This is a genomic window from Salmonella sp. SJTUF15591 (assembly GCF_043356435.1).
GTDB lineage: Bacteria > Pseudomonadota > Gammaproteobacteria > Enterobacterales > Enterobacteriaceae > Salmonella > Salmonella enterica.
In genome coordinates this window covers 115,971-142,725 of record NZ_JBEUJO010000010.1, presented here as the reverse complement: position 1 = coordinate 142,725, position 26,755 = coordinate 115,971, and the positions used below count along the sequence as shown (strand labels likewise).

At 55.1% G+C, this 26,755-nt stretch carries 17 protein-coding genes; 12 read left to right on the top strand and 5 right to left on the bottom strand.

The genetic code is table 11. From position 1 onward, the window contains the following. Positions 1-508: 508 nt before the first annotated feature. The gene (locus ABVM99_RS20375) at positions 509-2,089 is read left to right on the top strand and encodes a TerC family protein (protein ID WP_000454712.1); all 1,581 of its coding nucleotides are present in this window, start codon (positions 509-511) and stop codon (positions 2,087-2,089) included. An 85-nt stretch (positions 2,090-2,174) separates the two neighbouring features. Here the strand turns inward: ABVM99_RS20375 and asmA are convergent, their stop codons facing one another. The 3 genes from asmA to udk all read right to left on the bottom strand — a co-directional run bounded on the left by asmA (position 2,175) and on the right by udk (position 5,383). Next, positions 2,175-4,031 carry an outer membrane assembly protein AsmA gene (asmA, locus tag ABVM99_RS20370; protein ID WP_023195397.1) on the bottom strand — a complete coding sequence of 619 codons (1,857 nt, stop codon included), beginning with the start codon at positions 4,029-4,031 and terminating at the stop codon, positions 2,175-2,177. Between the two features lie 38 nt (positions 4,032-4,069). Then, a complete protein-coding gene (gene dcd / locus ABVM99_RS20365; protein WP_001234783.1) occupies positions 4,070-4,651 on the bottom strand; it encodes a dCTP deaminase in 582 nt (193 codons plus the stop codon). 90 nt (positions 4,652-4,741) lie between these two features. Continuing rightward, the gene (gene udk, locus ABVM99_RS20360) at positions 4,742-5,383 is read right to left on the bottom strand and encodes a uridine kinase (RefSeq protein ID WP_000132082.1); all 642 of its coding nucleotides are present in this window, start codon (positions 5,381-5,383) and stop codon (positions 4,742-4,744) included. 330 nt (positions 5,384-5,713) lie between these two features. On the opposite strand from udk, the gene ABVM99_RS20355 reads away from it, so the two are divergent. Further along, positions 5,714-8,704, top strand: a complete 2,991-nt coding sequence (locus ABVM99_RS20355; protein ID WP_023195398.1) for an MASE1 domain-containing protein — start codon at positions 5,714-5,716, stop codon at positions 8,702-8,704. Here the strand turns inward: ABVM99_RS20355 and alkA are convergent. Then, positions 8,672-9,541: a DNA-3-methyladenine glycosylase 2 gene (gene alkA, locus ABVM99_RS20350; protein ID WP_023195399.1), complete on the bottom strand. Its 870-nt coding sequence runs from the start codon at positions 9,539-9,541 to the stop codon at positions 8,672-8,674. The genes ABVM99_RS20355 and alkA overlap by 33 nt on opposite strands. Positions 9,542-9,674: 133 nt before the next feature. Here alkA and yegD point away from each other — a divergent pair, with 133 nt between their 5' ends. Further along, positions 9,675-11,027 carry a molecular chaperone gene (yegD, locus tag ABVM99_RS20345; protein WP_020839227.1) on the top strand — a complete coding sequence of 451 codons (1,353 nt, stop codon included), beginning with the start codon at positions 9,675-9,677 and terminating at the stop codon, positions 11,025-11,027. 98 nt (positions 11,028-11,125) lie between these two features. Here yegD and ABVM99_RS20340 read toward each other — a convergent pair whose 3' ends face one another. Next, a complete protein-coding gene (locus ABVM99_RS20340) occupies positions 11,126-11,185 on the bottom strand; it encodes a type I toxin-antitoxin system Ibs family toxin (RefSeq protein ID WP_105887528.1) in 60 nt (19 codons plus the stop codon). Between the two features lie 282 nt (positions 11,186-11,467). Between ABVM99_RS20340 and mdtA the strand changes: the two genes are divergently transcribed. The 9 genes from mdtA to ABVM99_RS20295 all read left to right on the top strand — a co-directional run bounded on the left by mdtA (position 11,468) and on the right by ABVM99_RS20295 (position 26,752). Then, a complete protein-coding gene (gene mdtA, locus ABVM99_RS20335) occupies positions 11,468-12,709 on the top strand; it encodes a multidrug efflux RND transporter subunit MdtA (RefSeq protein ID WP_000678811.1) in 1,242 nt (413 codons plus the stop codon). Then, positions 12,709-15,831, top strand: a complete 3,123-nt coding sequence (gene mdtB, locus ABVM99_RS20330) for a multidrug efflux RND transporter permease subunit MdtB (protein ID WP_023194540.1) — start codon at positions 12,709-12,711, stop codon at positions 15,829-15,831. The genes mdtA and mdtB overlap by 1 nt, the downstream gene beginning before the upstream one ends. Continuing rightward, positions 15,832-18,912, top strand: coding sequence for a multidrug efflux RND transporter permease subunit MdtC (gene mdtC / locus ABVM99_RS20325; protein ID WP_023205668.1), 3,081 nt, complete (start codon positions 15,832-15,834; stop codon positions 18,910-18,912). After that, positions 18,909-20,321, top strand: a complete 1,413-nt coding sequence (locus tag ABVM99_RS20320) for an MFS transporter (RefSeq protein ID WP_000137818.1) — start codon at positions 18,909-18,911, stop codon at positions 20,319-20,321. Before mdtC ends, ABVM99_RS20320 begins: the two co-directional genes overlap by 4 nt. After that, entirely contained in the window at positions 20,321-21,724 is a 1,404-nt protein-coding gene (gene baeS, locus ABVM99_RS20315; RefSeq protein WP_000870070.1) for a two-component system sensor histidine kinase BaeS, read from the top strand. Before ABVM99_RS20320 ends, baeS begins: the two co-directional genes overlap by 1 nt. Beyond that, entirely contained in the window at positions 21,721-22,443 is a 723-nt protein-coding gene (gene baeR, locus ABVM99_RS20310; RefSeq protein ID WP_000137854.1) for a two-component system response regulator BaeR, read from the top strand. The genes baeS and baeR overlap by 4 nt, the downstream gene beginning before the upstream one ends. A 268-nt stretch (positions 22,444-22,711) precedes the next feature. Continuing rightward, positions 22,712-23,914, top strand: a complete 1,203-nt coding sequence (locus ABVM99_RS20305; RefSeq protein WP_023195436.1) for a hypothetical protein — start codon at positions 22,712-22,714, stop codon at positions 23,912-23,914. Further along, the gene (locus ABVM99_RS20300; RefSeq protein ID WP_023195435.1) at positions 23,914-24,630 is read left to right on the top strand and encodes a DUF1266 domain-containing protein; all 717 of its coding nucleotides are present in this window, start codon (positions 23,914-23,916) and stop codon (positions 24,628-24,630) included. Before ABVM99_RS20305 ends, ABVM99_RS20300 begins: the two co-directional genes overlap by 1 nt. Before the next feature lie 10 nt (positions 24,631-24,640). Beyond that, on the top strand, positions 24,641-26,752 hold the full coding sequence (locus ABVM99_RS20295; RefSeq protein ID WP_052938295.1) for a DUF4034 domain-containing protein: 2,112 nt from the start codon (positions 24,641-24,643) through the stop codon (positions 26,750-26,752). The last annotated feature ends 3 nt before the right edge of the window (positions 26,753-26,755 follow it).

Here is a 26,755-nt window from a genome sequence, read left to right as displayed (position 1 = left end):
CAGGCTTTCAGGCACGCTACCGCCCCTGGCTTCTTAGCTACCAATACACTGATTATTCTAAATTTTCGCATTCCCCTCCGATTTCATCCTCGTTCAGATAAAAATCTTCAGCGAAATAAAAGTTACGTATTAATAGTTTTCTCGATGTCGTGACAGGATATTTAAGAGCGCTATCTTAATCCTGCAAGAATTGTTGCAGCTAACCTAATGACAGGCAAGGTAACAAACCCGCCATTCTATATTTTTAAGATTAATATTAAATGAATTAACAGATGATTTTAGGATTTTATTGATGTTGACAATATTTATTTACTCCACTCCACCTGCGATATTTCCTAAATATATTCTTGACATTATTTAGTTTCTGACAGAAACATTACGGCTATTTTAAAGTTATTTTATAGCCGCGTAACAAAGATAAATTGCTCTGCGGCATTGCATTTTTCCGCCGTATTATCCATGATCGAATTGTGACAATTGTCATATTACAGAAGGTATTGCTCTTACTATGGAATGGATTGCCGATCCGTCAATCTGGGCCGGACTGGTAACGTTAATCGTTATCGAACTTGTTCTCGGCATTGATAACCTGGTCTTTATTGCCATCCTCGCTGAAAAACTACCGCCGGGGCAGCGCGACCGCGCGCGCATTACCGGCCTGATACTGGCGATGATCATGCGCCTGCTGCTGCTGGCGTCAATCTCGTGGCTGGTCACCTTGACTAAGCCGCTCTTTAGCGTACAGGCGTTAAGCTTCAGCGCCCGCGATCTGATTATGCTGTTCGGCGGCTTCTTCCTGCTCTTTAAAGCCACCATGGAGCTCAACGAACGGCTGGAAGGGAAAGATAGCGCCAACCCTACCCAGCGTAAGGGGGCGAAATTCTGGGCGGTGGTCGCGCAAATCGTGGTGCTGGACGCTATCTTTTCTCTCGACTCCGTGATTACCGCCGTGGGGATGGTCGATCACCTGGCGGTCATGATGGCGGCAGTGATAATCGCCATTAGCCTGATGCTGCTCGCCAGCAAGTCCCTGACCCGATTTGTGAACAACCATCCCACCATTGTCATTTTGTGCCTTAGCTTCCTGCTAATGATCGGCTTTAGCCTGGTGGCGGAAGGGTTTGGTTTCCACATTCCGAAAGGGTATCTGTACGCGGCTATCGGCTTCTCGGTGATGATCGAGGCGCTCAACCAACTGGCTATTTTTAACCGCCGCCGTTTTCTTTCCGCTAACCATACGCTGCGCCAGCGCACAACGGAGGCCGTGATGCGGCTGATTAGCGGTAAAAAAGAGGATGCCGAACTGGATGCCGAAACCGCCGCGATGCTGGCAGACCATGACGACAGCCAGATTTTTAATCCGCAGGAGCGCAGGATGATCGAGCGGGTGCTGAATCTCAACCAGCGCACCGTAAGTAGCATCATGACGTCGCGTCACGATATCGAGCATATCGATCTCAACGCGCCGGAAGCGGAAATCCGCGCTCTGCTGGAAAAGAACCAGCATACGCGTCTGGTCGTGACGGGTGAAAATGAACAGGAAGATTTACTCGGCGTCGTCCACGTCATCGATCTGTTGCAACAATCGCTGCGCGGCGAACCGCTCAACCTGCGGGCGCTGATTCGCCAACCGCTGGTTTTCCCGGAAACATTGCCGCTGCTGCCTGCGCTGGAGCAGTTCCGTAACGCCAGAACCCATTTTGCCTTTGTCGTAGATGAGTTTGGCTCGGTTGAAGGCATTGTGACATTAAGCGATGTCATGGAGACTATTGCCGGTAATCTGCCGAATGAAGTCGAGGAAATTGACGCCCGCCACGATATTCAGAAGAACCCGGACGGTTCCTGGACAGCAAACGGCCATATGCCGCTGGAGGATTTGGTGCAGTACGTGCCGCTACCGCTGGATGAAAAACGGGAATACCATACGATTGCCGGATTATTGATGGAATATTTGCAGCGCATACCGCAAACCGGTGAAGAGGTTCAGGTGGGCGATTATTTGCTGAAAACATTGCAGGTAGAAAGCCATCGAGTGCAGAAAGTGCAGTTAATTCCGCTGCATAACGGCGAGCCAGACCCGGAGATGTAACGTCTGTTCGCCTGCCCCGGCCTGCTTACCAGGCAGGCCGGAGGCGCGTTAGCCTCGCCATCCGGCTCTGCCCTTTGGCCAAAAACTAAAGCTTATTCAGCAGCTTCTTCACATCTTTACCGTTGCGGGTATCTTTATTGCGATCCGCCCAGTCGTTGAGCCGACGCTTCGCCTCATCCTGTAAATGCTTGCGCAATAACTGATCCACTTGCAGGGTATAGTTCAGCTCCTGCCACTTGCCATAGACGCGCAGCGGCACCGGCGTCTCTTTCAGGAAGGTGATCAGATTGCTATTGCCGTTCCATCCGCCCAGCACACGCAGATTAAATTGCGTATCACAGCTCTGCTTAACCAGATCCAGCGTTCCGCTGCCGGTTAACGCCAGCATAGAAGATTGCCCGACCATGTCGTCGAGCGTCAGCGTGCCCTTATTTAGCGTCAGATCGGTCGTGAAGCGATCCAGTCGGGTCGCATTGTCCATATTTTCCTGCGACTGCTGCGCGTCGCCGCCGCTTCGCTCTACGGCCTGCTGCACCAGTTGCTGGAAATTCATTCCTTCAAGGCGCGTATTGCTCATGTCAACATGCGCTTTTCCTTTCCAGCTATGGCGAAATGCCTCCGCGTCAATATCCGCCCCGGAGAAATCGCCAACCAGCGACATCTTACCGGTCAGGCTAATCGGATAATTGAAGGCTTTCAGGATAGTCCCAATCTCAACATGGTTGAGGCGAGGGTGGAATTCGATGCGCGGACTGGCGGTGCGGGCGTCCAGCGTGCCGGGCAGCGACATCTCTCCGTCGGCCAGTTTCCCCTGCAACTCGGTGATATCCAGCAATCCGGCCTGATTAGACATCTTCGTCGAAACCTGGGTAAAGTCCATTCCCCGCCAGCGAACTGAATCCGCCTGTAAAGCAATCTCCGCCGTAAAGCTTTGCAGCCCCTGATAAGGCGGCGCACCAACACGCGACGCGATAACTGGCCTGGTCAGGGGGAGCGTATTTTGCCCCTGCGACACCGCGCCGCCCGTCTGTGCCACGGTGCTATGATGCGGCAACAGGTTGTCCAGATTAAGCCTGCTGGACCGGAGGTCAATTTGCCATTCCGGCTGCTCCGCCAGCGTTACCTGAACATGCCCGGTCAGAGAACTGTCATTCGCCGTTAAATTTAAGTGGTTAAATGAAAGACGTTTTTGCGCCTCCTGCCACTGCGCCTGCAGTTGTCCCTGCCCCTCAATCCCCTGCGCCGGTAGATCCGCGCCCTGCAATTGCCAGCGCAGTTGCTCAATACCCGCGGTTAAATTATGCGGATAATCGGAAGCATCCACCGTTCCGCTGAACGATAAAGCAAGATCCCGCTGATCGCGGTTCACGCGTCCCGAAAAATCAAACGTGCCGCGATGCTCGGCATCTTGTTCCATATTCAGACGAATATCGCGCACCGTGACCTGATCATCATTTTCATGCTGGAAAACCAGCACGCTGTCGGCAACGCGCAGGCTACGAATATCAAACGACCAGCCGCGATCTTCCGCTACGTCCGGCAAGGTATTATCTTTCGGCGCGACCGGCGCATCATCACTGCGTACCGCTTCCGTTTGCGGCGTCAGTTGAATCACCCCGCCTTTCAGCATCACCTGCTTAACATGAAGCTGATGACTCAACAGCGGCCATAAAGCGACATCCAGGCGCATATTGTCAGCCCGCACCAGCGGTTCGCTGGCGCCTCGCGCCGTTAGCGTCATTCGCCCGGAAAGGATGCTGAGTTGCGGCCATACGTGCCAGCGCAGCGGTCCGTCCAGTTGCAACTGATATTCACTACGCGCGGCAACCTGCTGCACCATATAGGCGCGGAAATCATTCGGATTGACCAACAATACCAACGCAGAGAATCCGGCCACCAGCACGACCAGGAGAATCATCAGCGTCGTCAGAAATCGTCTCATGCTACCCTCAATGGACCGGCAGTATTGCGCCGAATGGCTCAGTCTTTATCAATCCGGCTGGCAACAGCGCCCTGCTGATCGCGATATTTGGCATCCTGACGGCGGTTATAAGGCCGCGCCGCCGGGCCGGACAGCGGCTCAAAGCTCAGCGCGCCGATGAGCATACCCGGACGCAACGCCAGCGGCAGCTTCCCGGAGTTGTAAAACTCAAGCACAATGCAGCCCGACCAGCCGGGATCGATACGGTGCGCCGTCACATGCACCATCAGCCCCAGACGCGCCAGCGAGGAACGACCATCCAGCCAGCCCACTAAATCCGGCGGCAGGGTAACGGATTCAAAGGTGACTGCCAGCGCCAACTCGCCCGGATGCAGATAAAATGCCTCGCCGTCCGGCAAAACGATTTCATCGCTCATCACGCGATCCAGCGCCGCGCTGACCTCATCTTTCGGCCCGCTCAGATCGATAAACGCCGCCGTATGACCACGGAAGGTTCGAAATTTATTGCCAAGACGTACATCGACCGTCGCGCCGTTAATGCGCTCTACGGGAGGTCGCGGGGTGATAGACAAACGGCCTTCATCCAGCCAGGCTTCAATATCTCGGTCGCATAAACGCATGGCTCTTTCTCCTTTCGCGCATCAAGCCCTTAAATCAAGCACATCAAGGGCTAACCAGGTTATCACTGAACGGTACACAATTCGCCAGATTTATTCAAAGAACTGGCTGATTTTCGCTTTCAGAATATCAATAGCGATGCGGTTTTTACCGCCGCGCGGCACGATAATATCCGCATATTGTTTGGAAGGCTCAATAAATTGCAGGAACATCGGACGCACCGTTTTCTGATATTGCGCCATCACCGAATCCATTGAGCGACCACGCTCGTTCACATCGCGTTTGATACGGCGCATCAAACAGATATCCAGCGGCGTATCGACAAAAATAGAGAAGTTCATCTCTTCACGCAAACGCGCGTCGGTCAGTAACAGAATACCTTCAAGAATAATCACTTTCTTCGGTTCTACGCGAACCGTTTCCTGCATACGGGTATGCTCAACATAACTGTATACCGGTAATTCAATCGCCGAACCGCGCTTGAGCGCCTGAAGATGCTGAAATAGCAGGCTGTGATCCATCGCATTCGGATGGTCATAGTTAGTTTTTACGCGTTCTTCCATCGACAGATGGCTTTGATCTTTGTAATAACTGTCTTCGGGAATAACGCCAATATGTTCGTCACCCACTTGTTCACGCAATTCGCGGTAAAGGGTACTGGCAATAAGACTCTTGCCGGAAGCCGATGCGCCAGCGATACCGATAATGACGCACTGATGAGACTGATCAGTCATAAATTTAGCGACCTGATTAACCTGGATGTAAGGAAGGGGGGCGCCGAAACGCCAAACGCGGCAATTATAGGGATTTCAGCAGCGCGATACCAGTCCGGCGCTATGCCACGGTGAATTTGTTGGCGGCGCATTCGACGTCGTGACGTAAAAGCGTTCAGTTTTAACGCGGGCAGCGGTTTTATCGACCCGTCTGGAGGAGGAATACGCCGGGAGCCACAATTTATATTCAGCCAGCGTATAAATCATTACGCGTTTATACTAGCATAATCACAGAGTAAACTGACGCGTCCGGTATTCCGCGACGTTACCGGCGATTCGGATAGAGTGGTAATGAGTAAACCATCCCAACATGTTTTCGTTACCGTCCCCCACCCGCTATTGCGTCTGGTCAGTTTAGGCCTGGTCGCGTTTGTCTTTACGCTCTTTTCGCTCGTATTATCGCGTGTCGGCACCCAACTCGCGCCGCTGTGGTTCCCCACCTCCATTATGATGGTCGCGTTTTACCGCCATGCGGGCCGTCTGTGGCCAGGGATCGCGGTCGCCTGCTCGCTCGGCAGCATCGGCGCCTCCCTGACTTTATTTCCTGCCGCCTCGCTTAACTTTAGCTGGACGGCAATAAATATTATCGAGGCGGCCACTGGCGCGATACTGCTGCGAAAACTGCTCCCCAGCTACAACCCCTTACAAAATTTGAATGACTGGTTTCGTCTGGCTATCGGCAGCGCCGTGATTCCGCCACTACTCGGCGGCCTGTTATTTTGGCTGATAGCGCCGGAAGCGGTCGCCTCGAAAGCGTTTCTGATTTGGGTATTATCGGAAGCCATCGGCGCGCTGACGCTGGTGCCGTTAGGTTTACTGTTTAAACCACACTATCTGTTGCGTCATCGTGATCCGCATCTGTTGCTGGAAACGCTATTGACGCTGGTCATTACGCTGGCGCTAAGCTGGCTCGCTATGCGCTATATTCCGTGGCCGTTTACGTGCGTTATCGTCCTGTTGATGTGGAGTGCGGTGCGCCTGCCGCGAATGGAGGCGTTTTTAATTTTTTTAGCTACCGTTATCGTGGTCTCGCTCATGCTGGCCAATGACCCCACGCTGCTCGCCACGCCAAAAACCGACGTGATGGTCAATATGCCGTGGCTGCCTTTTTTAATGATCCTGCTGCCTGCCAATATGATGGCGATGGTGATGTACGCGTTTCGCACGGAACGCAAACATATCACCGAGAGCGAATCCCGCTTTCGCAACGCGATGGAGTATTCCGCCATTGGTATGGCGCTGGTCGGTACGGAGGGTCAGTGGCTACAGGTCAATAAATCTCTGAGCCATTTTCTTGGCTATAGCCAGGATGAATTACGCACGATGACATTTCAGCAATTGACCTGGCCGGAAGACCTGAATAACGACCTTGAACAGCTAAACATGCTGGTGCGCGGCGACATCAATAGCTATTCCATGGAAAAACGCTACTACACCCGCAACGGCGATGTCGTCTGGGCGCTGCTGGCCGTCTCGCTGGTTCGTCATAAAGACAATAAACCTCTCTATTTTATTGCTCAGATTGAAGATATTAACGATCTCAAGCAAAGCGAGCAGGAAAACCAGCGGTTGATGGAGCGAATTACACAGGCGAACGAGGCGCTGTTTCAGGAAAAAGAACGGTTGCACATCACGCTTGACTCTATCGGAGAAGCGGTGGTGTGTATTGATGTCGCGATGAATATCACCTTTATGAACCCGATCGCCGAGAAGATGAGCGGCTGGCGGCAAGAGGATGCTTTAGGCGCGCCATTATTAACGGTTCTGCGCATTACGTCAGGTGATAAGGGGCCGCTGCTGGAGGATATTTATCGCGCCGACAGGTCGCGATCGGACATGGAACAGGAGATAGTGCTCCATTGTCATAACGGCGGCAGCTACGATATTCATTACAGTATCACGCCGCTCAGTACGCTTGACGGCGATAAGATTGGTTCGGTTCTGGTTATCCAGGACGTTACCGAATCACGAAAAATGTTACGCCAGCTCAGCTACAGCGCAACGCATGACGCCCTCACCCATCTTGCCAACCGCGCCAGTTTTGAAAAACAGCTTCAACAGCGCCTGCAAACAATACAGGAATCGCCTCAACATCATGCGCTGGTGTTTATCGATCTGGACCGTTTTAAAGCGGTTAACGACAGCGCGGGACATGCCGCCGGCGACGCCTTATTGCGCGAGCTCGCGTCACTGATGCTCAGTATGCTTCGCTCCGGCGATCTCCTGGCCCGTCTGGGTGGCGATGAGTTTGGCCTGTTGCTGCCGGATTGTAATAGTGACAGCGCGCGCTTTATCGTGACGCGGCTTATCAACGCCGTTAATGAATATCACTTTATGTGGGAAGGGCGCCTGCATCGGATCGGCGCCAGCGCCGGGATCACAATGATAAATGAACATAACTGCCAGCTCACAGAGGTCGTGTCTCAGGCCGATATTGCCTGCTACGCCGCGAAAAATAGCGGTCGAGGCCGTCTGACCGTGTACGAACCGCAGCACGCATTAACCTCCTCAAAGGGAATGATGCCGCTGGAAGAACAGTGGCATATGATTAAAAATAACCACCTGCTGATGCTTGCCAGAAACGTCGCGCCGCCGCGTACGCCGGAGTCCACCAGCTTTTGGCTGGTCTCACTCAGGCTGTGGACCAGCGAAGGGGAAGTGATGGAAGAGCGCGCGTTCCGGGCAGGGTTAGCCGACTCCGCGCTGCATCACGCGCTTGACCGACGGGTATTCCATGAGTTTTTCCACCATGCGGCGACCGCCGTCGCCAGCAAGGGATTAAGCGTTGCGCTGCCGCTGTCCGCCGCAGGATTATACAGCACTACCCTTATTGATGAGCTGCTGGAACAACTGGAGCATAGCCCACTGCCGCCACGGTTATTACACCTGATTATCCCGGCTGACGTTATCGTTAAGCAGGCGCAGACCGCCGCTGCGACTCTGCGAAAACTGCGGCAACGCGGCTGCCAAGTTATCCTCAGCCATGTCGGGCGCGATTTACAGCTGTTTAATTTACTGACCCCGCATATCGCCGATTATTTACTGCTGGATAGCGACCTTATCGCCAACGTTCATGAGAGTTTAATGGATGAAATGCTGACCTCGATCATCCAGGGACACGCCCAGCATCTGGGCATCAAAACGCTCGCCGGGCCGGTACAAAACCCACAGGTGCTGGATACGCTCTCCCGTATTGGCGTGGATCTGATTTATGGCGACACTATCGCCGAAGCGCAACCGTTGGATTTGTTACTGAATACCAGCTATTTCGCTATCCATTGACGGTTGCCAGCCGTGGGTATACCAGATATGCAGTAGCGCGTAGGAACGCCACGGTTTCCAGCGCTCCGCGTAGCGACGGATCTGCGCGGCCGTCATCCCGGCAAAGCGCTGCTTAATTAAGTAATCATCGGGTAAAAAGATATCTTTTGCCTGCCAACCGCGCAGGGCGAAATAGTTCGCCGTCCAGCGGCCAATTCCCGGAAACGTTTGTAAATTTTTAACGCTCTGCTCAATATCCGGCGGCGCGGCGAGCGCCAGTTTTCCCGCCAGCGTCGCCTGCGCCAGATGAATCAGCGCTTCGGCGCGCCGCAGCGGCATCCCCAGAGCTTTAAGCGCCAGCGGATCGGCCAACGCCAGCGTTTCCGGACCGGGAAAACAGACATAATCGGGCGCATCCGGCAACGCCTCGCCATAGCGGCGCGCCACTTTCGCCGTCAACCTTGCCGCCATCGCGACACTCACCAGTTGCCCCAGTATCGCCCGCACGCCTTGTTCAAACGTATCAACCGATCCCGGTAAACGCAGCCCCGGTCTGTCCTCGCCCAGTGGCCCCAGCACGGCGGCAACCTGCGCGGGCTGGCAGTCAAGATCAAACAGACGCGAAACTTTCGCCAGACACGCCGGCGCGACGGGAAGTAATCCGGCGCTCACGCTAACCTGCACAGTGTGGGTGGGCAGATGGGGCCTCACGCTGACCAGTCCGCGATGCTCGCCCACCACCAGGCTGCGCGCATAAAAGCCCTCGCCTACTGTTTCCACGCCGTCCACCGCACGCGCGGCAAGAAAGCCCAACATCCACGACCAGTCGTAAGGCGGCTGCCAGCTCAGGGTAAACATACTTTTCTCCTTTATTTGACCTTTCAGCATAAACGCTAATCGCACGTAACGCCTTGCTTTCATATTCCAGTTGTCGCCGCGACGACATTTCGCTAAAGTCACGCCCCTTCTTCACTGGCATGGGGATTTTAAGGTGTTTATAGGATTTGATTACGGTACGGCAAACTGCTCGGTCGCCATTATGCGCGACGGGCATCCACAGTTGCTGACAATGGAGAATAACAGCGCATTACTGCCGTCTATGCTGTGCGCGCCGACGCGCGAAGCGGTGAGCGAGTGGCTGTATCGCCATCATGATGTGCCGGCAACGGACGAAGAAACCCAGGCGCTGCTGCGCCGCGCGATACGCTACAACCGCGAGGAAGATATTGAGGTTGGCGCGCAAAGCGTACAGTTTGGTCTGGCGTCGCTGGCGCACTATATTGACGATCCCCAGGAGGTCTGGTTTGTCAAATCGCCGAAATCCTTTTTAGGCGCCAGCGGCCTGAAACCGCAGCAGGTCGCGCTGTTTGAAGATTTAGTCTGCGCCATGATGGTACATATTCGTCATACGGCGCACAGCCAATTGCCGGAGGCCATTACCCAGGCGGTGATCGGTCGCCCGATCAACTTTCAGGGACTGGGCGGCGATGACGCGAACCGCCAGGCGCAGGGTATTCTGGAGCGGGCGGCAAAACGCGCCGGTTTTCAGGAGGTGGTATTCCAGTATGAACCGGTTGCGGCGGGCCTGGACTACGAGGCTACGCTGCGGGAAGAGAAGCGTGTGCTGGTCGTGGATATTGGCGGCGGCACCACCGACTGCTCCATGCTGCTGATGGGGCCGCAGTGGCGTCAGCGCGCCGATCGTGAAAACAGCCTGTTGGGGCACAGCGGTTGCCGCGTGGGCGGAAACGATCTGGATATCGCGCTGGCCTTTAAAAATCTGATGCCTTTGCTGGGCATGGGCGGCGAAACCGAAAAAGGCATCGCCCTGCCGGTGCTGCCGTGGTGGAATGCCGTCGCGATTAACGACGTCCCGGCGCAAAGCGATTTTTACAGTAGCGCGAATGGTCGTCTGTTGAACGATTTGGTTCGCAACGCGCGTGAAGCAGACAAGGTCGCGTTGTTGCTCAAGGTCTGGCGTCAGCGGCTTAGCTACCGCCTGGTACGCTGCGCGGAAGAGAGCAAAATCGCCCTTTCCGGCCAGGCGGATGTTACGGCGAGGCTGCCATTTATCAGCGACGACCTGGCGGTCGCTATCAGCCAGCAAGGACTGGAAGCGGCGCTGGATCAACCGCTGGCGCGTATTCTGGAACAGGTGCGACTGGCGCTGGACAGCGCGCAGGAAAAACCGGATGTCATCTATCTGACCGGCGGCAGCGCCCGTTCGCCATTGATTAAAAAAGCGCTTTCCGAACAGCTACCGGGCATACCCGTCGCTGGCGGCGATGATTTCGGCTCCGTCACCGCAGGACTGGCGCGCTGGGCGGAGGTTGTTTTCCGCTAAGCGCCTCGCAAGCCCAGCGCTGATGGATTGACATTATTCTTGATGTGGCTTAACGTCAGGAGTGAGGGTAAGGGAGGATTCCTCCTCCCCCTGGTGTCTTAGTAAGCTGGTAGGCTAATCACTAAGAGTATCACCAGTATGATGACTACCTTCATCATAACCCTTTCCTTATTTTGGCCCCTTCCTCGGGAGGGGCTTTCCCGTTTCAGCGTCCTGCTGAAATCGGTGGCTTATCTTCATTGCCGTGCCGCCACTTTACCGCACTCCGGCGCGTTAACGATTTTCACCGATGAGAGTTGCGTAGCGCCTCGCAAAGCGGGCCGCCATTCAGAATAATCCCGACCGTGTTCCATAATTCCTCCATTTTTCTCCCTTCCCTGCTGACTACAATAGAGGGAGCAACATTCCGCAAAACGTTTCAGGATGAGAAACTTATACCGATGAAAGGCAGTAATACTTTCCGCTGGGCAATAGCGATTGGGGTTGTAGTGGCCGCCGCCGCATTCTGGTTCTGGCATAGCCGTAGCGAAAGCCCGACCGCCGCGCCGGGCGTCGCCGCGCAAGCGCCGCATACCGCCGCCGCAGGTCGCCGCGGTATGCGCGACGGCCCTCTGGCGCCGGTACAGGCCGCGACCGCGACCACGCAGGCCGTACCGCGCTATCTGAGCGGGCTGGGTACCGTGACCGCAGCGAATACCGTTACGGTGCGTAGCCGCGTGGATGGTCAACTCATCGCCCTGCACTTTCAGGAAGGTCAGCAGGTCAACGCAGGCGATCTGCTGGCGCAAATCGATCCCAGCCAGTTTAAGGTCGCCCTGGCGCAGGCTCAGGGACAGTTGGCGAAAGATAACGCTACGCTGGCGAATGCGCGTCGTGATCTGGCGCGCTATCAGCAACTGGCAAAAACCAATCTGGTTTCTCGTCAGGAACTGGATGCGCAACAGGCGCTGGTCAACGAAACCCAGGGAACCATTAAAGCGGATGAAGCCAATGTCGCCAGCGCGCAGTTACAGCTCGACTGGAGTCGTATCACGGCCCCGGTCTCGGGACGCGTGGGTCTGAAACAGGTGGATGTCGGCAACCAGATTTCCAGCAGCGATACCGCAGGTATTGTCGTCATTACGCAAACGCACCCGATTGATCTCATTTTTACTCTGCCGGAAAGCGATATCGCGACCGTAGTTCAGGCACAGAAAGCGGGGAAAGCGCTGGTCGTAGAAGCCTGGGATCGGACTAACTCGCACAAATTGAGCGAAGGTGTGTTGCTCAGTCTGGACAACCAGATTGATCCCACGACGGGAACGATCAAAATTAAAGCGCGCTTTACCAATCAGGACGATACGCTATTCCCCAATCAATTTGTGAACGCCCGGATGCTGGTCGATACCGAACAAAATGCCGTTGTGGTGCCTGCCGCGGCGGTGCAAATGGGCAATGAGGGCCACTTTGTGTGGGTGCTGAACGACGAAAATAACGTCAGCAAGAAGCGGGTAAAAATCGGTATTCAGGATAACCGAAACGTGGTGATCAGCGCAGGCTTATCGGCAGGCGATCGCGTCGTTACCGATGGTATTGATCGGCTGACGGAAGGCGCAAAAGTCGAGGTCGTTGAGCCGCAAACCACCGCGGCGGATGAAAAATCCCCTTCCCGCCATGAAGGTCAAAAAGGAGCGCGCGCCTGATGCAGGTATTACCTCCGGGCAGCACGGGCGGCCCCTCGCGTCTATTTATTCTGCGCCCCGTGGCCACCACTCTGCTGATGGCGGCGATTTTACTCGCCGGGATTATCGGCTATCGCTTCCTGCCCGTCGCCGCTTTGCCGGAGGTCGACTACCCCACTATTCAGGTTGTTACGCTCTACCCTGGCGCCAGCCCGGATGTCATGACCTCCGCCGTCACCGCGCCGCTTGAGCGCCAGTTCGGCCAGATGTCAGGACTGAAGCAGATGTCGTCGCAAAGTTCCGGCGGCGCATCGGTGGTGACGCTACAGTTTCAGTTGACGCTGCCGCTGGACGTTGCCGAGCAGGAAGTACAGGCGGCGATTAACGCAGCCACCAATTTATTGCCTTCCGACCTGCCAAATCCGCCGATTTATAGCAAAGTCAATCCGGCGGACCCGCCGATTATGACGCTTGCCGTCACCTCAAATGCGATGCCGATGACCCAAGTAGAGGACATGGTAGAAACCCGCGTGGCGCAGAAGATCTCGCAGGTCTCCGGCGTCGGGCTGGTGACGCTTGCCGGCGGGCAGCGCCCTGCGGTACGCGTAAAACTGAATGCTCAGGCTGTCGCCGCGCTCGGTCTGACCAGCGAAACGGTCCGTACCGCAATTACCGGCGCCAACGTCAACTCGGCGAAAGGCAGTCTGGATGGCCCCGAACGAGCGGTGACGCTTTCTGCTAACGATCAGATGCAGTCTGCCGACGAATACCGCAAGCTTATCATCGCGTATCAAAACGGCGCGCCGGTACGGCTGGGCGATGTCGCCACCGTCGAACAGGGGGCGGAAAATAGCTGGCTCGGCGCATGGGCGAATCAAGCGCCGGCTATCGTGATGAACGTTCAACGCCAGCCTGGCGCCAATATCATTGCGACAGCGGACAGCATTCGCCAGATGCTGCCCCAGCTTACCGAGAGCCTGCCGAAATCGGTGAAGGTCACGGTCCTGTCCGATCGCACCACCAATATTCGCGCTTCCGTGCGCGATACCCAGTTTGAACTGATGCTGGCGATCGCGCTGGTCGTCATGATTATCTATCTGTTTTTACGTAATATTCCCGCCACAATTATTCCCGGCGTCGCCGTACCGCTGTCGCTTATCGGCACCTTTGCGGTGATGGTATTTTTGGATTTTTCCATTAATAACCTGACGCTGATGGCGCTCACTATCGCCACGGGTTTCGTGGTGGACGATGCGATTGTGGTGATCGAGAACATCTCGCGCTACATCGAAAAAGGAGAAAAACCGCTGGCGGCGGCGCTCAAAGGCGCGGGCGAAATCGGCTTTACCATTATTTCCCTCACCTTTTCACTGATTGCAGTGCTGATCCCGTTGCTCTTTATGGGCGATATTGTTGGTCGACTGTTCCGCGAATTTGCGGTGACGTTGGCGGTAGCGATTTTAATCTCCGCCGTCGTCTCTTTGACGCTCACGCCCATGATGTGCGCGCGTATGCTCAGCCAGCAGTCTCTGCGTAAACAAAACCGCTTTTCCCGCGCCTGCGAGCGGATGTTTGACCGCGTGATCGCCAGCTACGGACGCGGATTAGCGAAAGTGCTCAACCATCCGTGGCTTACATTGAGCGTGGCATTCGCCACGCTCCTGCTCAGCGTTATGCTGTGGATAGTCATCCCGAAAGGGTTCTTTCCGGTACAGGATAACGGCATTATCCAGGGGACGCTGCAGGCGCCGCAATCGTCATCGTATGCCAGTATGGCGCAACGTCAGCGCCAGGTGGCGGAGCGGATATTACAGGACCCGGCGGTGCAAAGCCTGACGACTTTTGTTGGCGTAGACGGCGCTAACCCCACGCTCAATAGCGCGCGCCTGCAAATTAACCTCAAGCCGCTGGATGCGCGTGATGACCGCGTGCAGCAGGTGATCTCCCGGCTGCAAACCGCCGTGGCGACGATTCCCGGCGTGGCGCTGTATCTCCAGCCGACGCAGGATTTAACCATCGACACGCAGGTCAGCCGCACGCAGTATCAGTTTACCCTGCAGGCCACGACGCTCGATGCGCTCAGCCACTGGGTGCCAAAACTGCAGAACGCGCTACAGTCGTTACCACAGCTCTCTGAGGTAAGCAGCGACTGGCAAGATCGAGGATTAGCGGCCTGGGTGAATGTCGACCGCGACAGCGCCAGCCGTCTGGGTATCAGCATGGCGGATGTGGATAACGCGCTCTACAACGCGTTCGGACAACGCCTGATTTCAACGATTTATACCCAGGCGAACCAGTACCGCGTCGTGCTGGAACATAATACCGCCAGCACACCGGGCCTGGCGGCGCTGGAGACGATTCGCCTGACGAGCCGCGACGGCGGCACCGTACCGCTCAGCGCGATTGCCCGCATTGAGCAGCGCTTCGCTCCGCTCTCCATCAATCATTTAGATCAGTTCCCGGTCACGACATTTTCGTTTAACGTGCCGGAGGGCTATTCGCTCGGCGATGCGGTGCAGGCGATTCTCGATACGGAAAAAACGCTCGCCCTGCCAGCGGATATTACAACGCAGTTTCAGGGCAGTACGCTCGCCTTCCAGGCGGCGCTGGGCAGCACCGTCTGGCTTATTGTCGCCGCCGTGGTGGCGATGTATATCGTGCTCGGCGTGCTGTATGAGAGTTTTATCCATCCGATCACGATTCTCTCAACGCTGCCTACGGCGGGCGTCGGCGCGCTGCTGGCGCTGATCATCGCCGGTAGCGAGCTCGATATTATCGCCATTATCGGCATTATTTTGCTGATCGGCATCGTGAAGAAAAACGCCATCATGATGATTGACTTCGCCCTCGCCGCCGAACGCGAACAGGGGATGAGTCCGCGCGACGCTATCTTCCAGGCCTGTCTGCTGCGTTTTCGACCGATTCTGATGACCACGCTGGCGGCGTTGCTCGGGGCATTGCCATTAATGTTGAGTACCGGCGTTGGCGCGGAATTACGTCGCCCGTTGGGGATCGCGATGGTGGGCGGCCTACTGGTCAGCCAGGTATTAACTCTGTTTACCACACCGGTGATTTATCTCCTGTTTGACCGCCTGTCGCTGTACGTGAAAAGTCGCTTTCCGCGCCATAAAGAGGAGGCGTAGATGCGCTTTTTCGCCCTTTTCATCTACCGCCCGGTCGCCACCATTTTGATTGCCGCCGCCATTACGCTGTGCGGCATTCTGGGCTTTCGTCTGCTGCCGGTCGCTCCGCTGCCGCAGGTCGATTTCCCGGTGATTATGGTTAGCGCCTCGCTGCCGGGCGCCTCGCCGGAAACCATGGCTTCGTCGGTGGCGACGCCGTTGGAACGTTCTTTGGGACGTATTGCAGGCGTCAATGAAATGACTTCCAGCAGCTCGCTCGGCAGTACGCGCATTATTCTCGAATTTAATTTCGATCGTGATATTAACGGCGCGGCGCGCGACGTGCAGGCCGCCATTAACGCCGCGCAAAGCTTGTTGCCAGGCGGAATGCCCAGCCGCCCGACTTATCGCAAGGCCAACCCATCCGACGCGCCGATTATGATTTTAACGCTCACCTCGGAGAGCTGGTCACAGGGCAAACTGTATGATTTCGCCTCTACCCAACTGGCGCAAACCATCGCGCAAATTGACGGCGTCGGCGATGTTGACGTCGGCGGCAGCTCCCTGCCCGCAGTACGTGTAGGCTTAAACCCGCAGGCGCTCTTTAACCAGGGCGTCTCGCTGGATGAGGTCCGCGAAGCGATCAACAGCGCCAACGTACGCCGACCGCAAGGCGCAATTGAAGATAGCGTCCACCGCTGGCAAATCCAGACCAACGACGAACTGAAAACCGCTGCCGAATACCAGCCGCTGATTATTCACTATAACAACGGCGCGGCGGTACGCCTGGGCGACGTCGCCAGCGTCACCGACTCGGTGCAGGATGTCCGTAACGCCGGGATGACGAACGCTAAACCCGCTATTTTGTTGATGATCCGCAAGCTGCCGGAGGCCAACATTATTCAGACGGTCGACGGCATCCGGGCAAAACTGCCGGAACTGCGGGCAATGATCCCCGCCGCTATCGATTTACAAATCGCCCAGGATCGTTCGCCGACGATTCGCGCGTCGCTGCAAGAGGTAGAAGAGACGCTGGCTATCTCTGTCGCGCTGGTGATCCTGGTGGTGTTTTTATTCCTGCGTTCCGGGCGCGCCACGCTAATCCCCGCCGTCGCCGTTCCCGTTTCGCTCATCGGCACCTTCGCCGCCATGTATCTGTGCGGCTTCAGCCTCAACAATCTGTCGCTGATGGCGCTGACTATCGCGACCGGATTTGTCGTTGATGATGCCATTGTGGTGCTGGAAAATATCGCCCGCCATCTGGAGGCGGGAATGAAACCTTTACAGGCGGCATTACAGGGTACGCGGGAAGTCGGGTTTACGGTCATCTCCATGAGTCTGTCGCTGGTGGCGGTATTTCTGCCGCTGCTGTTAATGGGCGGCCTGCCAGGACGATTATTACGGGAATTCGCCGTTACCCTCTCGGTGGCGATTGGCATTTCGCTGGTGGTCTCGCTCACGCTGACGCCGATGATGTGCGGCTGGATGCTTAAATCAAGCAAACCGCGCACCCAACCGCGTAAACGGGGCGTTGGCCGTCTGCTGGTCGCCTTGCAACAGGGTTACGGCACGTCGTTAAAATGGGTGCTTAACCATACGCGTCTTGTCGGTGTGGTTTTTCTTGGCACCGTTGCGCTGAACATCTGGCTTTATATCGCCATCCCTAAAACATTCTTTCCGGAGCAGGACACCGGCGTGTTGATGGGCGGTATTCAGGCTGACCAGAGCATCTCTTTCCAGGCCATGCGCGGCAAGCTGCAGGATTTTATGAAAATTATTCGCGACGATCCGGCGGTGAATAATGTCACTGGTTTTACCGGCGGCTCGCGGGTGAATAGCGGCATGATGTTTATTACGCTGAAGCCGCGCGGCGAACGCAAAGAGACGGCGCAGCAAATCATTGATCGACTGCGGGTCAAACTGGCAAAAGAACCCGGCGCCAGGCTGTTTCTGATGGCGGTACAGGATATTCGCGTCGGCGGGCGGCAGGCTAACGCCAGTTACCAATATACGTTGCTGTCTGACTCTCTGGCGGCGCTGCGCGAGTGGGAGCCGAAAATACGCAAAGCGCTCTCGGCCCTGCCGCAACTGGCGGACGTAAACTCCGACCAGCAGGATAACGGCGCGGAGATGAACCTTATCTACGACCGCGACACCATGTCACGACTGGGCATTGATGTTCAGGCCGCAAACAGTCTGTTAAATAATGCTTTCGGCCAGCGGCAAATTTCCACCATTTATCAGCCGATGAACCAGTATAAAGTGGTGATGGAAGTCGATCCGCGCTATAGCCAGGATATCAGCGCGCTGGAGAAAATGTTCGTTATCAACCGCGACGGAAAAGCGATCCCCCTCTCTTATTTCGCCCAATGGCGGCCCGCCAATGCGCCGCTGTCGGTGAACCATCAGGGACTTTCCGCGGCGTCCACGATTGCCTTTAACCTGCCGACCGGCACATCGTTATCGCAGGCGACGGAGGCCATTAATCGCACCATGACGCAGCTTGGCGTCCCCCCGACGGTACGCGGCAGTTTTTCCGGAACGGCGCAAGTGTTCCAGCAGACCATGAATTCGCAGCTTATTTTGATAGTGGCGGCGATCGCTACCGTCTACATTGTGCTGGGGATACTGTACGAAAGTTACGTCCATCCGCTGACCATTCTCTCTACTCTGCCATCGGCAGGCGTTGGGGCGCTTCTGGCGCTGGAGCTCTTCAATGCCCCTTTCAGCCTAATCGCCCTGATAGGGATCATGCTATTAATTGGCATTGTGAAGAAAAACGCCATTATGATGGTCGATTTTGCGCTTGAAGCGCAACGAAGCGGCGGCCTGACGCCGGAACAAGCCATTTTCCAGGCCTGCTTGTTACGCTTCCGTCCAATAATGATGACCACGCTGGCGGCGCTGTTCGGCGCACTGCCATTGGTGTTATCTGGCGGAGACGGTTCGGAATTACGGCAGCCGTTGGGGATAACCATTGTCGGCGGTTTGGTCATGAGCCAGCTCCTGACTCTCTATACCACGCCGGTGGTGTACCTCTTTTTCGATCGTCTGCGGCTGCGTTTTTCGCGTAAAAATAGCAAACCGGTAGTAGAAATATGACAGAACTTCCTGACAACACCCGCTGGCAACTCTGGATTGTGGCATTCGGCTTTTTTATGCAGTCGCTGGATACCACCATCGTCAACACTGCGCTGCCCTCCATGGCGAAAAGCCTGGGGGAAAGCCCGCTGCATATGCACATGGTAGTGGTGTCATATGTTCTTACCGTCGCCGTGATGCTCCCCGCCAGCGGCTGGCTGGCAGACAAAATCGGCGTGCGTAATATTTTCTTTGCCGCCATTGTGCTGTTCACGCTGGGTTCGCTGTTTTGCGCCCTCTCCGGCACGCTTAATCAACTGGTATTAGCGCGGGTTTTACAAGGCGTAGGCGGCGCGATGATGGTGCCAGTCGGACGCCTGACGGTCATGAAAATCGTGCCGCGCGCGCAATATATGGCGGCGATGACCTTCGTCACCCTGCCGGGTCAGATCGGGCCGTTACTCGGCCCCGCGCTGGGCGGGGTGCTGGTGGAATATGCTTCATGGCACTGGATCTTTCTGATCAATATCCCGGTGGGAATTGTCGGCGCTATGGCAACCTTTATGCTGATGCCAAACTACACCATAGAGACCCGGCGCTTTGATCTGCCGGGGTTCCTGCTGTTAGCTATCGGCATGGCGGTACTCACGCTGGCGCTGGACGGTAGTAAAAGCATGGGGATTTCGCCCTGGACATTAGCCGGACTTGCTGCGGGCGGCGCGGCAGCCATTCTGCTCTATCTCTTCCATGCCAAAAAAAACTCAGGCGCGTTATTCAGCCTGCGATTGTTCCGCACGCCCACGTTTTCACTGGGGTTGCTGGGCAGTTTTGCCGGGCGTATCGGCAGCGGTATGCTGCCGTTTATGACGCCGGTCTTTTTGCAAATTGGTCTTGGTTTTTCACCGTTTCATGCCGGTTTGATGATGATCCCCATGGTGCTGGGCAGCATGGGAATGAAGCGGATTGTGGTGCAGATAGTTAACCGTTTTGGCTATCGTCGGGTTCTGGTAGCAACCACGCTCGGACTGGCATTGGTTAGCCTGTTGTTTATGTCGGTCGCGCTGCTCGGCTGGTATTATCTCCTGCCGCTGGTACTGCTTTTGCAGGGAATGGTGAACTCGGCGCGCTTTTCTTCCATGAACACCTTAACGCTAAAAGACCTTCCCGATACGCTGGCCAGCAGCGGCAATAGCTTATTATCGATGATTATGCAGCTCTCGATGAGTATCGGCGTCACTATTGCCGGAATGCTGCTGGGTATGTTTGGCCAACAGCATATCGGGATAGACAGTAGCGCCACACATCACGTCTTTATGTACACCTGGTTATGTATGGCGGTTATTATCGCGCTACCGGCGATAATTTTTGCCCGCGTGCCGAACGATACACAGCAAAACATGGTCATTTCACGGCGTAAAAGGAGCCTGTAATGAAAGTCTGGCGGCCCGGAATCACCGGCAAGCTGTTTCTGGCGATTTTCGCCACCTGCATCGTGCTGCTGATCAGTATGCATTGGGCCGTGCGCGTCAGTTTTGAACGCGGATTTATTGACTATATCAAACACGGCAACGAGCAGCGGCTACAAATGCTGGGCGATGCGCTGGGCGACCAGTACCAGCAACACGGCAACTGGCGTTTTTTACGTAACAACGATCGCTTCGTTTTCCAGATTCTGCGTTCATTTGAGCATGACAACGACCGCGATAAACCCGGCCCCGGTATGCCGCCGCACGGTTGGCGCACCCAATTCTGGGTCGTCGATCAAAATGGCCGGGTGCTGGTCGGCCCACGCGGTCCGGTGCCGCATGACGGTACTCGCCGCCCCATTCTGGTCAATGACGTCGAAGTCGGCGCGATTATCGCCTCTCCTGTCGAGCGGCTGACGCGCAATACGGATATTAATTTTGATATGCAGCAGCGGCGCGCCAGTTGGATGATCGTGGCATTATCAACGTTGCTGGCCGCGCTGGCGACATTTTTGCTGGCGCGTGGCCTGCTCGCCCCGGTCAAACGGTTGGTCGAGGGTACGCACAGACTGGCGGCGGGGGATTTTACCACGCGCGTGACTCCAACCAGCGCCGATGAGCTGGGAAAACTGGCGCAGGACTTTAACCAGCTTGCCAGCACGCTGGAAAAAAACCAGCAGATGCGCCGCGACTTTATGGCGGATATTTCCCACGAACTGCGCACGCCGCTGGCGGTATTGCGCGGCGAACTTGAAGCCATTCAGGATGGCGTTCGCCAGTTCACGCCAGAATCGGTTACCTCGCTACAGGCGGAAGTCGGTACGCTTACCAAACTGGTTGACGACCTGCATCAGCTGTCGTTGTCTGACGAGGGCGCGCTGGCTTACCAAAAAACGACCGTCGATCTTGTTCCCCTGTTGGAAGTCGCTGGCGGCGCGTTCAGAGAGCGCTTTACCAGCCGGGGGCTAACGTTACATTACGCGTTGCCGGATAGCATGACCGTCTTCGGCGACCCGGATCGCCTGATGCAACTGTTTAATAATCTACTGGAAAACAGTCTGCGCTACACCGACAGCGGCGGCGGCCTGCATATTTCCGCCGAACAACGCGACAAATCATTATTCCTGACCTTTGCCGATTCTGCACCGGGCGTCAGCGATGAGCAGTTACAAAAGCTTTTTGACCGTTTTTACCGCACGGAAGTGTCCCGTAACCGCGCCAGCGGCGGTTCTGGACTGGGGCTGGCGATATGCGTCAATATTGTACACGCGCATAACGGTCATCTTCACGCCGCTCATTCGCCTTTTGGCGGGGTTAGCATTACAGTAGAGTTACCGCTGGATCGCGATTTACAGAGAGAAGTATGACTGAATTACCCATTGATGAAAACACGCCACGCATTTTGATTGTTGAAGATGAACCCAAGCTGGGTCAGCTGCTTATTGACTACTTACGCGCGGCGAGTTACGCCCCCACGCTCATCAATCATGGCGACAAGGTACTGCCGTATGTGCGTCAAACGCCGCCGGATCTAATCCTGCTGGATCTGATGCTGCCGGGTACCGATGGTCTGACGCTATGCCGGGAGATTCGCCGTTTTTCCGACATCCCCATTGTGATGGTCACGGCCAAAATCGAAGAGATCGACCGGCTGCTTGGGCTGGAAATCGGCGCCGATGATTATATCTGTAAGCCTTACAGCCCGCGCGAAGTCGTGGCCCGCGTGAAAACCATTTTGCGCCGCTGTAAACCGCAGCGCGAACTCCAGCAGCAGGATGCCGAAAGCCCGTTAATGATTGATGAAAGCCGCTTTCAGGCCTCCTGGTGTGGTAAAGCGCTGGATTTAACCCCCGCTGAATTCCGTCTGCTAAAAACCTTATCGCTTGAACCGGGTAAAGTTTTTTCCCGCGAGCAGTTGTTAAACCACCTCTACGACGACTACCGTGTGGTGACCGATCGTACTATCGACAGCCACATTAAAAACCTGCGCCGTAAACTGGAATCGCTGGATGCCGAACAGTCATTTATACGCGCGGTCTACGGGGTGGGATATCGCTGGGAAGCGGATGCGTGTCGCCTGGTATAATGATTATTGGCATAACAATAACAAGGTCGTAAGACGATATTTTCCGCCAACGCTATTCTGGCGGAATTAACACACTGTCCTCTTTCCTTTGGCCGAGCGGTATCCCGAAAACCACGACGAACGCGATCGGGGACAATAAATTATTTGGCCGCTCTTTTTAGTTTACCGATATACTGTGAGTAGTTTTTTAAACTTATTGCGCATTAATTCATTAAGTGAATCTAAAAATACATAAACATAATACCAGCTTAATTATACATGGATTTTTATGACAGAAACGTCATCTCACCGCTATAAACCACGCAATATAATAAATGCGCCAAATGTAAAATCGTCTATTTTTTCCCGGAGCCAACAACGCGGCGACAGAGAAAATATCCAGCGCTGGTTAAGCAACCATTTTTATCGTTGGATCATTGGTGACTTTCCTCATGTTTACCCTGTGCGCTCCGTCGCCGATTATGCCGTTTATTTTAGCGCTGATGCAGAAATCCCCGCCTGGCTGGCGCCAAAGCTGGGTGGCGATGAGCGCTTTTACTACCTTAACGTTCAGCACCCGCAACTCGTGGCAATGGAAAGAGATTTAGTGGAATTTCTTTCGCGGCAGGAAGGAACGCGGCTGGAAACTAAACTACAGCGCATCAACTGCTTTACCGTGCTGGCAATGCGCGAAGCGGAGCATCAAAAAATGCAGCGCCTGCGTGAACAAGGTTGGTATCCCTCCAACAGCGAGGCGCTAAAACCGGTGATGGCGGTGAATAACGGTGTACTGGTTGAGCTTGATGCAACAAACCCCGGCCTGCGCAGTGAGATGGCGTATGAATCCTGGCATATGCAACACTGCGTCGGAGATTTTGATAATAAAGGCGCGCTTTCCGGCGGCTACGGCGATTACTACGCCCGGCAAATTGAACAACAAAAACTTCGCCTGTTCAGCCTGCGCGACGGCAATAATATTCCCCACGTCACAATAAGCCTGGTGGTTGGTAATAACGGCCTGAGCATTGATCAGATTAAAGGTAAGCAAAATCGCCACCCTATTAAGAAATATGCTAACGATGTTTTATCTCTGTTACGCCATCTGCAACCACTTCCTGAACGCCACGCTGATTGCGAAGGGATGGGAATAGTTTATGAATCGACGCCGGAATATTCAGGTTGGAAATTTATTACTCATATTCATGACCTCAATTTTCTGCTCAATGTGCTGCATGACAATTTTCATTTAATGGAACACTTCCCCACTCCCCCGGTAGCTTTACAGTGGCTGCTGCTGCACAGCGCCCCGGAGGCACTGCGCTACCTTCAGGTTGTTGATCCTAACGTGGCGACGGCTGCGGAAATGCTGTTTCCGCAGCATGAATGGCATCCTACGCTTGCCGGGAAAAACACCAGTAGCGAACCTTTCGAAATTGAAAGCCTGACGCTACAAACCACGCGCTATCTTTCTGCAACCAGGGAGGAGCGCTAATGTTCTGGATTGTTCTTATTATTGCCGCCCTATTTTTTAGCTGGCGCAACTACAAAAAAAACAAACCGCTGATTGCGGCCCGTATCGCCGAGGAGAAAGAAAAAGATCGTCTGAAGGATCTGCGTCGCGATACCCGGCGGCGGCAATGGGCGCTGGCGCTAGCTGATATCCTCGCCCGGCGCAACGGGCTACCGATCAAAGGCGTTGAGCTGGTCTTCAAACTTGACGATGACAAACGCCGCTATCTGGCACAGCAGGTAAAAAAAGAGCTGGGCTTGAGCGAAAACCTCGACGATGCAGCGTTACGCCACAAGGTTGAGGATATCTTACGCCGCTGGCCTGCGGGCATCGGCAGCTCGCCGCGCACGTTTTATCATCATCTGGCGGCCCAGGGCCAGGTCCGCGACGCGCTGGCCTTCGACTGTATGCGCACCGCCTTCCTGACCCGCTGTATCGCCGGGCTCGGCTGGTGCGACGTACATCAGGCCTGGCTGGTGTTATTACTTAACGCCCAGCGCGCTCAGGACTGTTTTGATTCCTGGGAGGATTACGCCACCGCCTACGTTCGCGCCCGCCGGGTATGGCTCACGCTACGTGACACGCCAACAGCGCTTGCCGGACGGGATTTACAGGAAGCCACCCATTATCTGCAAGACCCTGTCAGCCGCTGGCGACAACTGCCGTGGAATGAATTCAAAATTTTCGAGCCGATTTAAAGGACTATTTATGGAACAGGATGACCGCCTGCTCAACGCCATGTTTGAGATGTGCAACCACAAAAATCCCCTCAATGACGGGCAACGAGAGTGGTATATCGCCGATATTCCCGGCCTGCTGCGCGAAGAACGCTATGACGAACTGGACGAACGCTACAACCAGGCGCTGACGGAGAGCTTTACCAGCCGCGAAGCGGAAAAGCGCTATTTCTTCGCCTGGAATCAAATGGACAACCATTTTTACGATATGGACACGCTGGTTGAGGCTGGGCCGCAAGGATTAGCGCTGATCAAAAACTGGCAGCGCGCTCGTCCCCGCTCCACTCACGCCTGGCTTGCCGAGGCGCAATACTGGAATCACCGTGCGTGGCTTTACCGCAGCTATGGCTGGGCGAGAGAAACCACCCGAGCGATGTGGATCTGCGCTGCCGCCTGCAACGAACGGATGGTCATCGCCGCGCTCAATGCTATCGACTGTGAACCGCGCCAGTGGATGGCGGCGGCCCTGACCAGCACCAACTCAAAAGTCTTCGGCCAGCCCGAGTGGCTGGTTGAGTTCCTCGTGGGCGCGGATGTTGCCGGGCAGCCATTAATGGAAGATCTGGCTGAATATCATCGCCATTCACCGCAGGAGGTGGATGCGCTGATGGCCCATTCCGGGTTGTCGTTTACCGACGCGGTTTGCCCAAATTTGCCGCGCCCGTCCGTGCTGCCGGAGTGCAATGACGATGCCGGGCAAAAATACTGGCTCGCCGTCTGCCTGGCTATTTTCCCGACGGCATTTTACGTGCTGGATGAATATATCCCGTTTCGTATGCCACGCTGGAGAGGGTCTCACGAGGAAATCCGCGAATTTCTGGAATCAAGCGTATGCGATCACCTTTCTGCCGCAGAACGTGAACATCTGGAGCTATTGATCTGGTGGGACGATCACCGCGATCTGCGCATCAAAGAGGTTGACTCCCCGGCAGAACAGGAACGTATTATCGCCAAAGCCGAAGAGATTAGCCTGCGAGCGCATATCCAGGAATCTCGCCACAACGCGCTGGAGTGGCTGCGGGTCTGCTATAGCGATCTGGACGATAATGACGCGCTCTGGCGAACCCTTCAGCGTTCGATCGTGGAAAAAGTTAAGCTCAACAATTACTTCTCTGATGACACGATAAAGTTCGCCCTGCGCGATTTTCCTGACACCTGGTGGATGTATAATTTTCTCTGTCAGAATGCGCAGCAAACGGAATTCGCAGTGCCGAAAATCCGTCGTGGCTACTTTCAGTACGCCGGGTTATTGGGTTTCGAAAAGGATGAGGCGCAAGGCCTCGCCTGGCTCGATAGCGTCGCCGACATTCAATATAACCATAACTGGCGGGCGGCGATTAAAAATTTCAACTGGTTCGGGCTCCCGGAACATTTCGTGCCGCTGGCAGAGCTGGGCGCACAAAGAAATATACCCGCCGCGCTAAACCTGCTAGGCCTTGAACACAATAATAAAGAGAACAACGGCCTACTACCTTACGATCCTGCCATCGCGTTAGGGTATTTTCAGCGCGCGGCGGAGATTTTGCACCGGCAGTTAGCGCTGCGCGAGAGCACCCCGTACAAATTAATAGATAACGGAGGCTATACCGACTATGAAAATGACCTGCAAAATATTCATTTCAGCATTGGCATCTGCAACCAGCGTCTGAGTAAACAAGAACCTGATACCGAAAAACGTTCCGCTTATGAAAAAGAACTGCTCGATAATCTCTGGCTGGCGCATCAGTTCGGGCATAAAGAGGCCTGGGGCTTGTTCCTGCTGAATATTTTTGAAGTGAAGGATATTACGCTGGCGCATAAGCATCTGGAACTGGTGCAACAAGAGGCCAACAAAGGCACGCTACATGCTATGGTGACCCTATCGCGCCTGCACGGTAATAAACACGATCGAACGCTGTTTAATATGAAGCTAAGCGCACGCTGGGCACATTTTGCCTTCACGCTTTACCCGGATAATGAAATCGTTATGGACTGCCTGGACCACCTGCATTTCGATTCTTTCTGGAAACGCTTTCGTTTCGCCTGGTATACCGTCCGCATCCCGAATTCAGAGCTGCCGGGACAGGTCAACTCAATGGTGTAATGG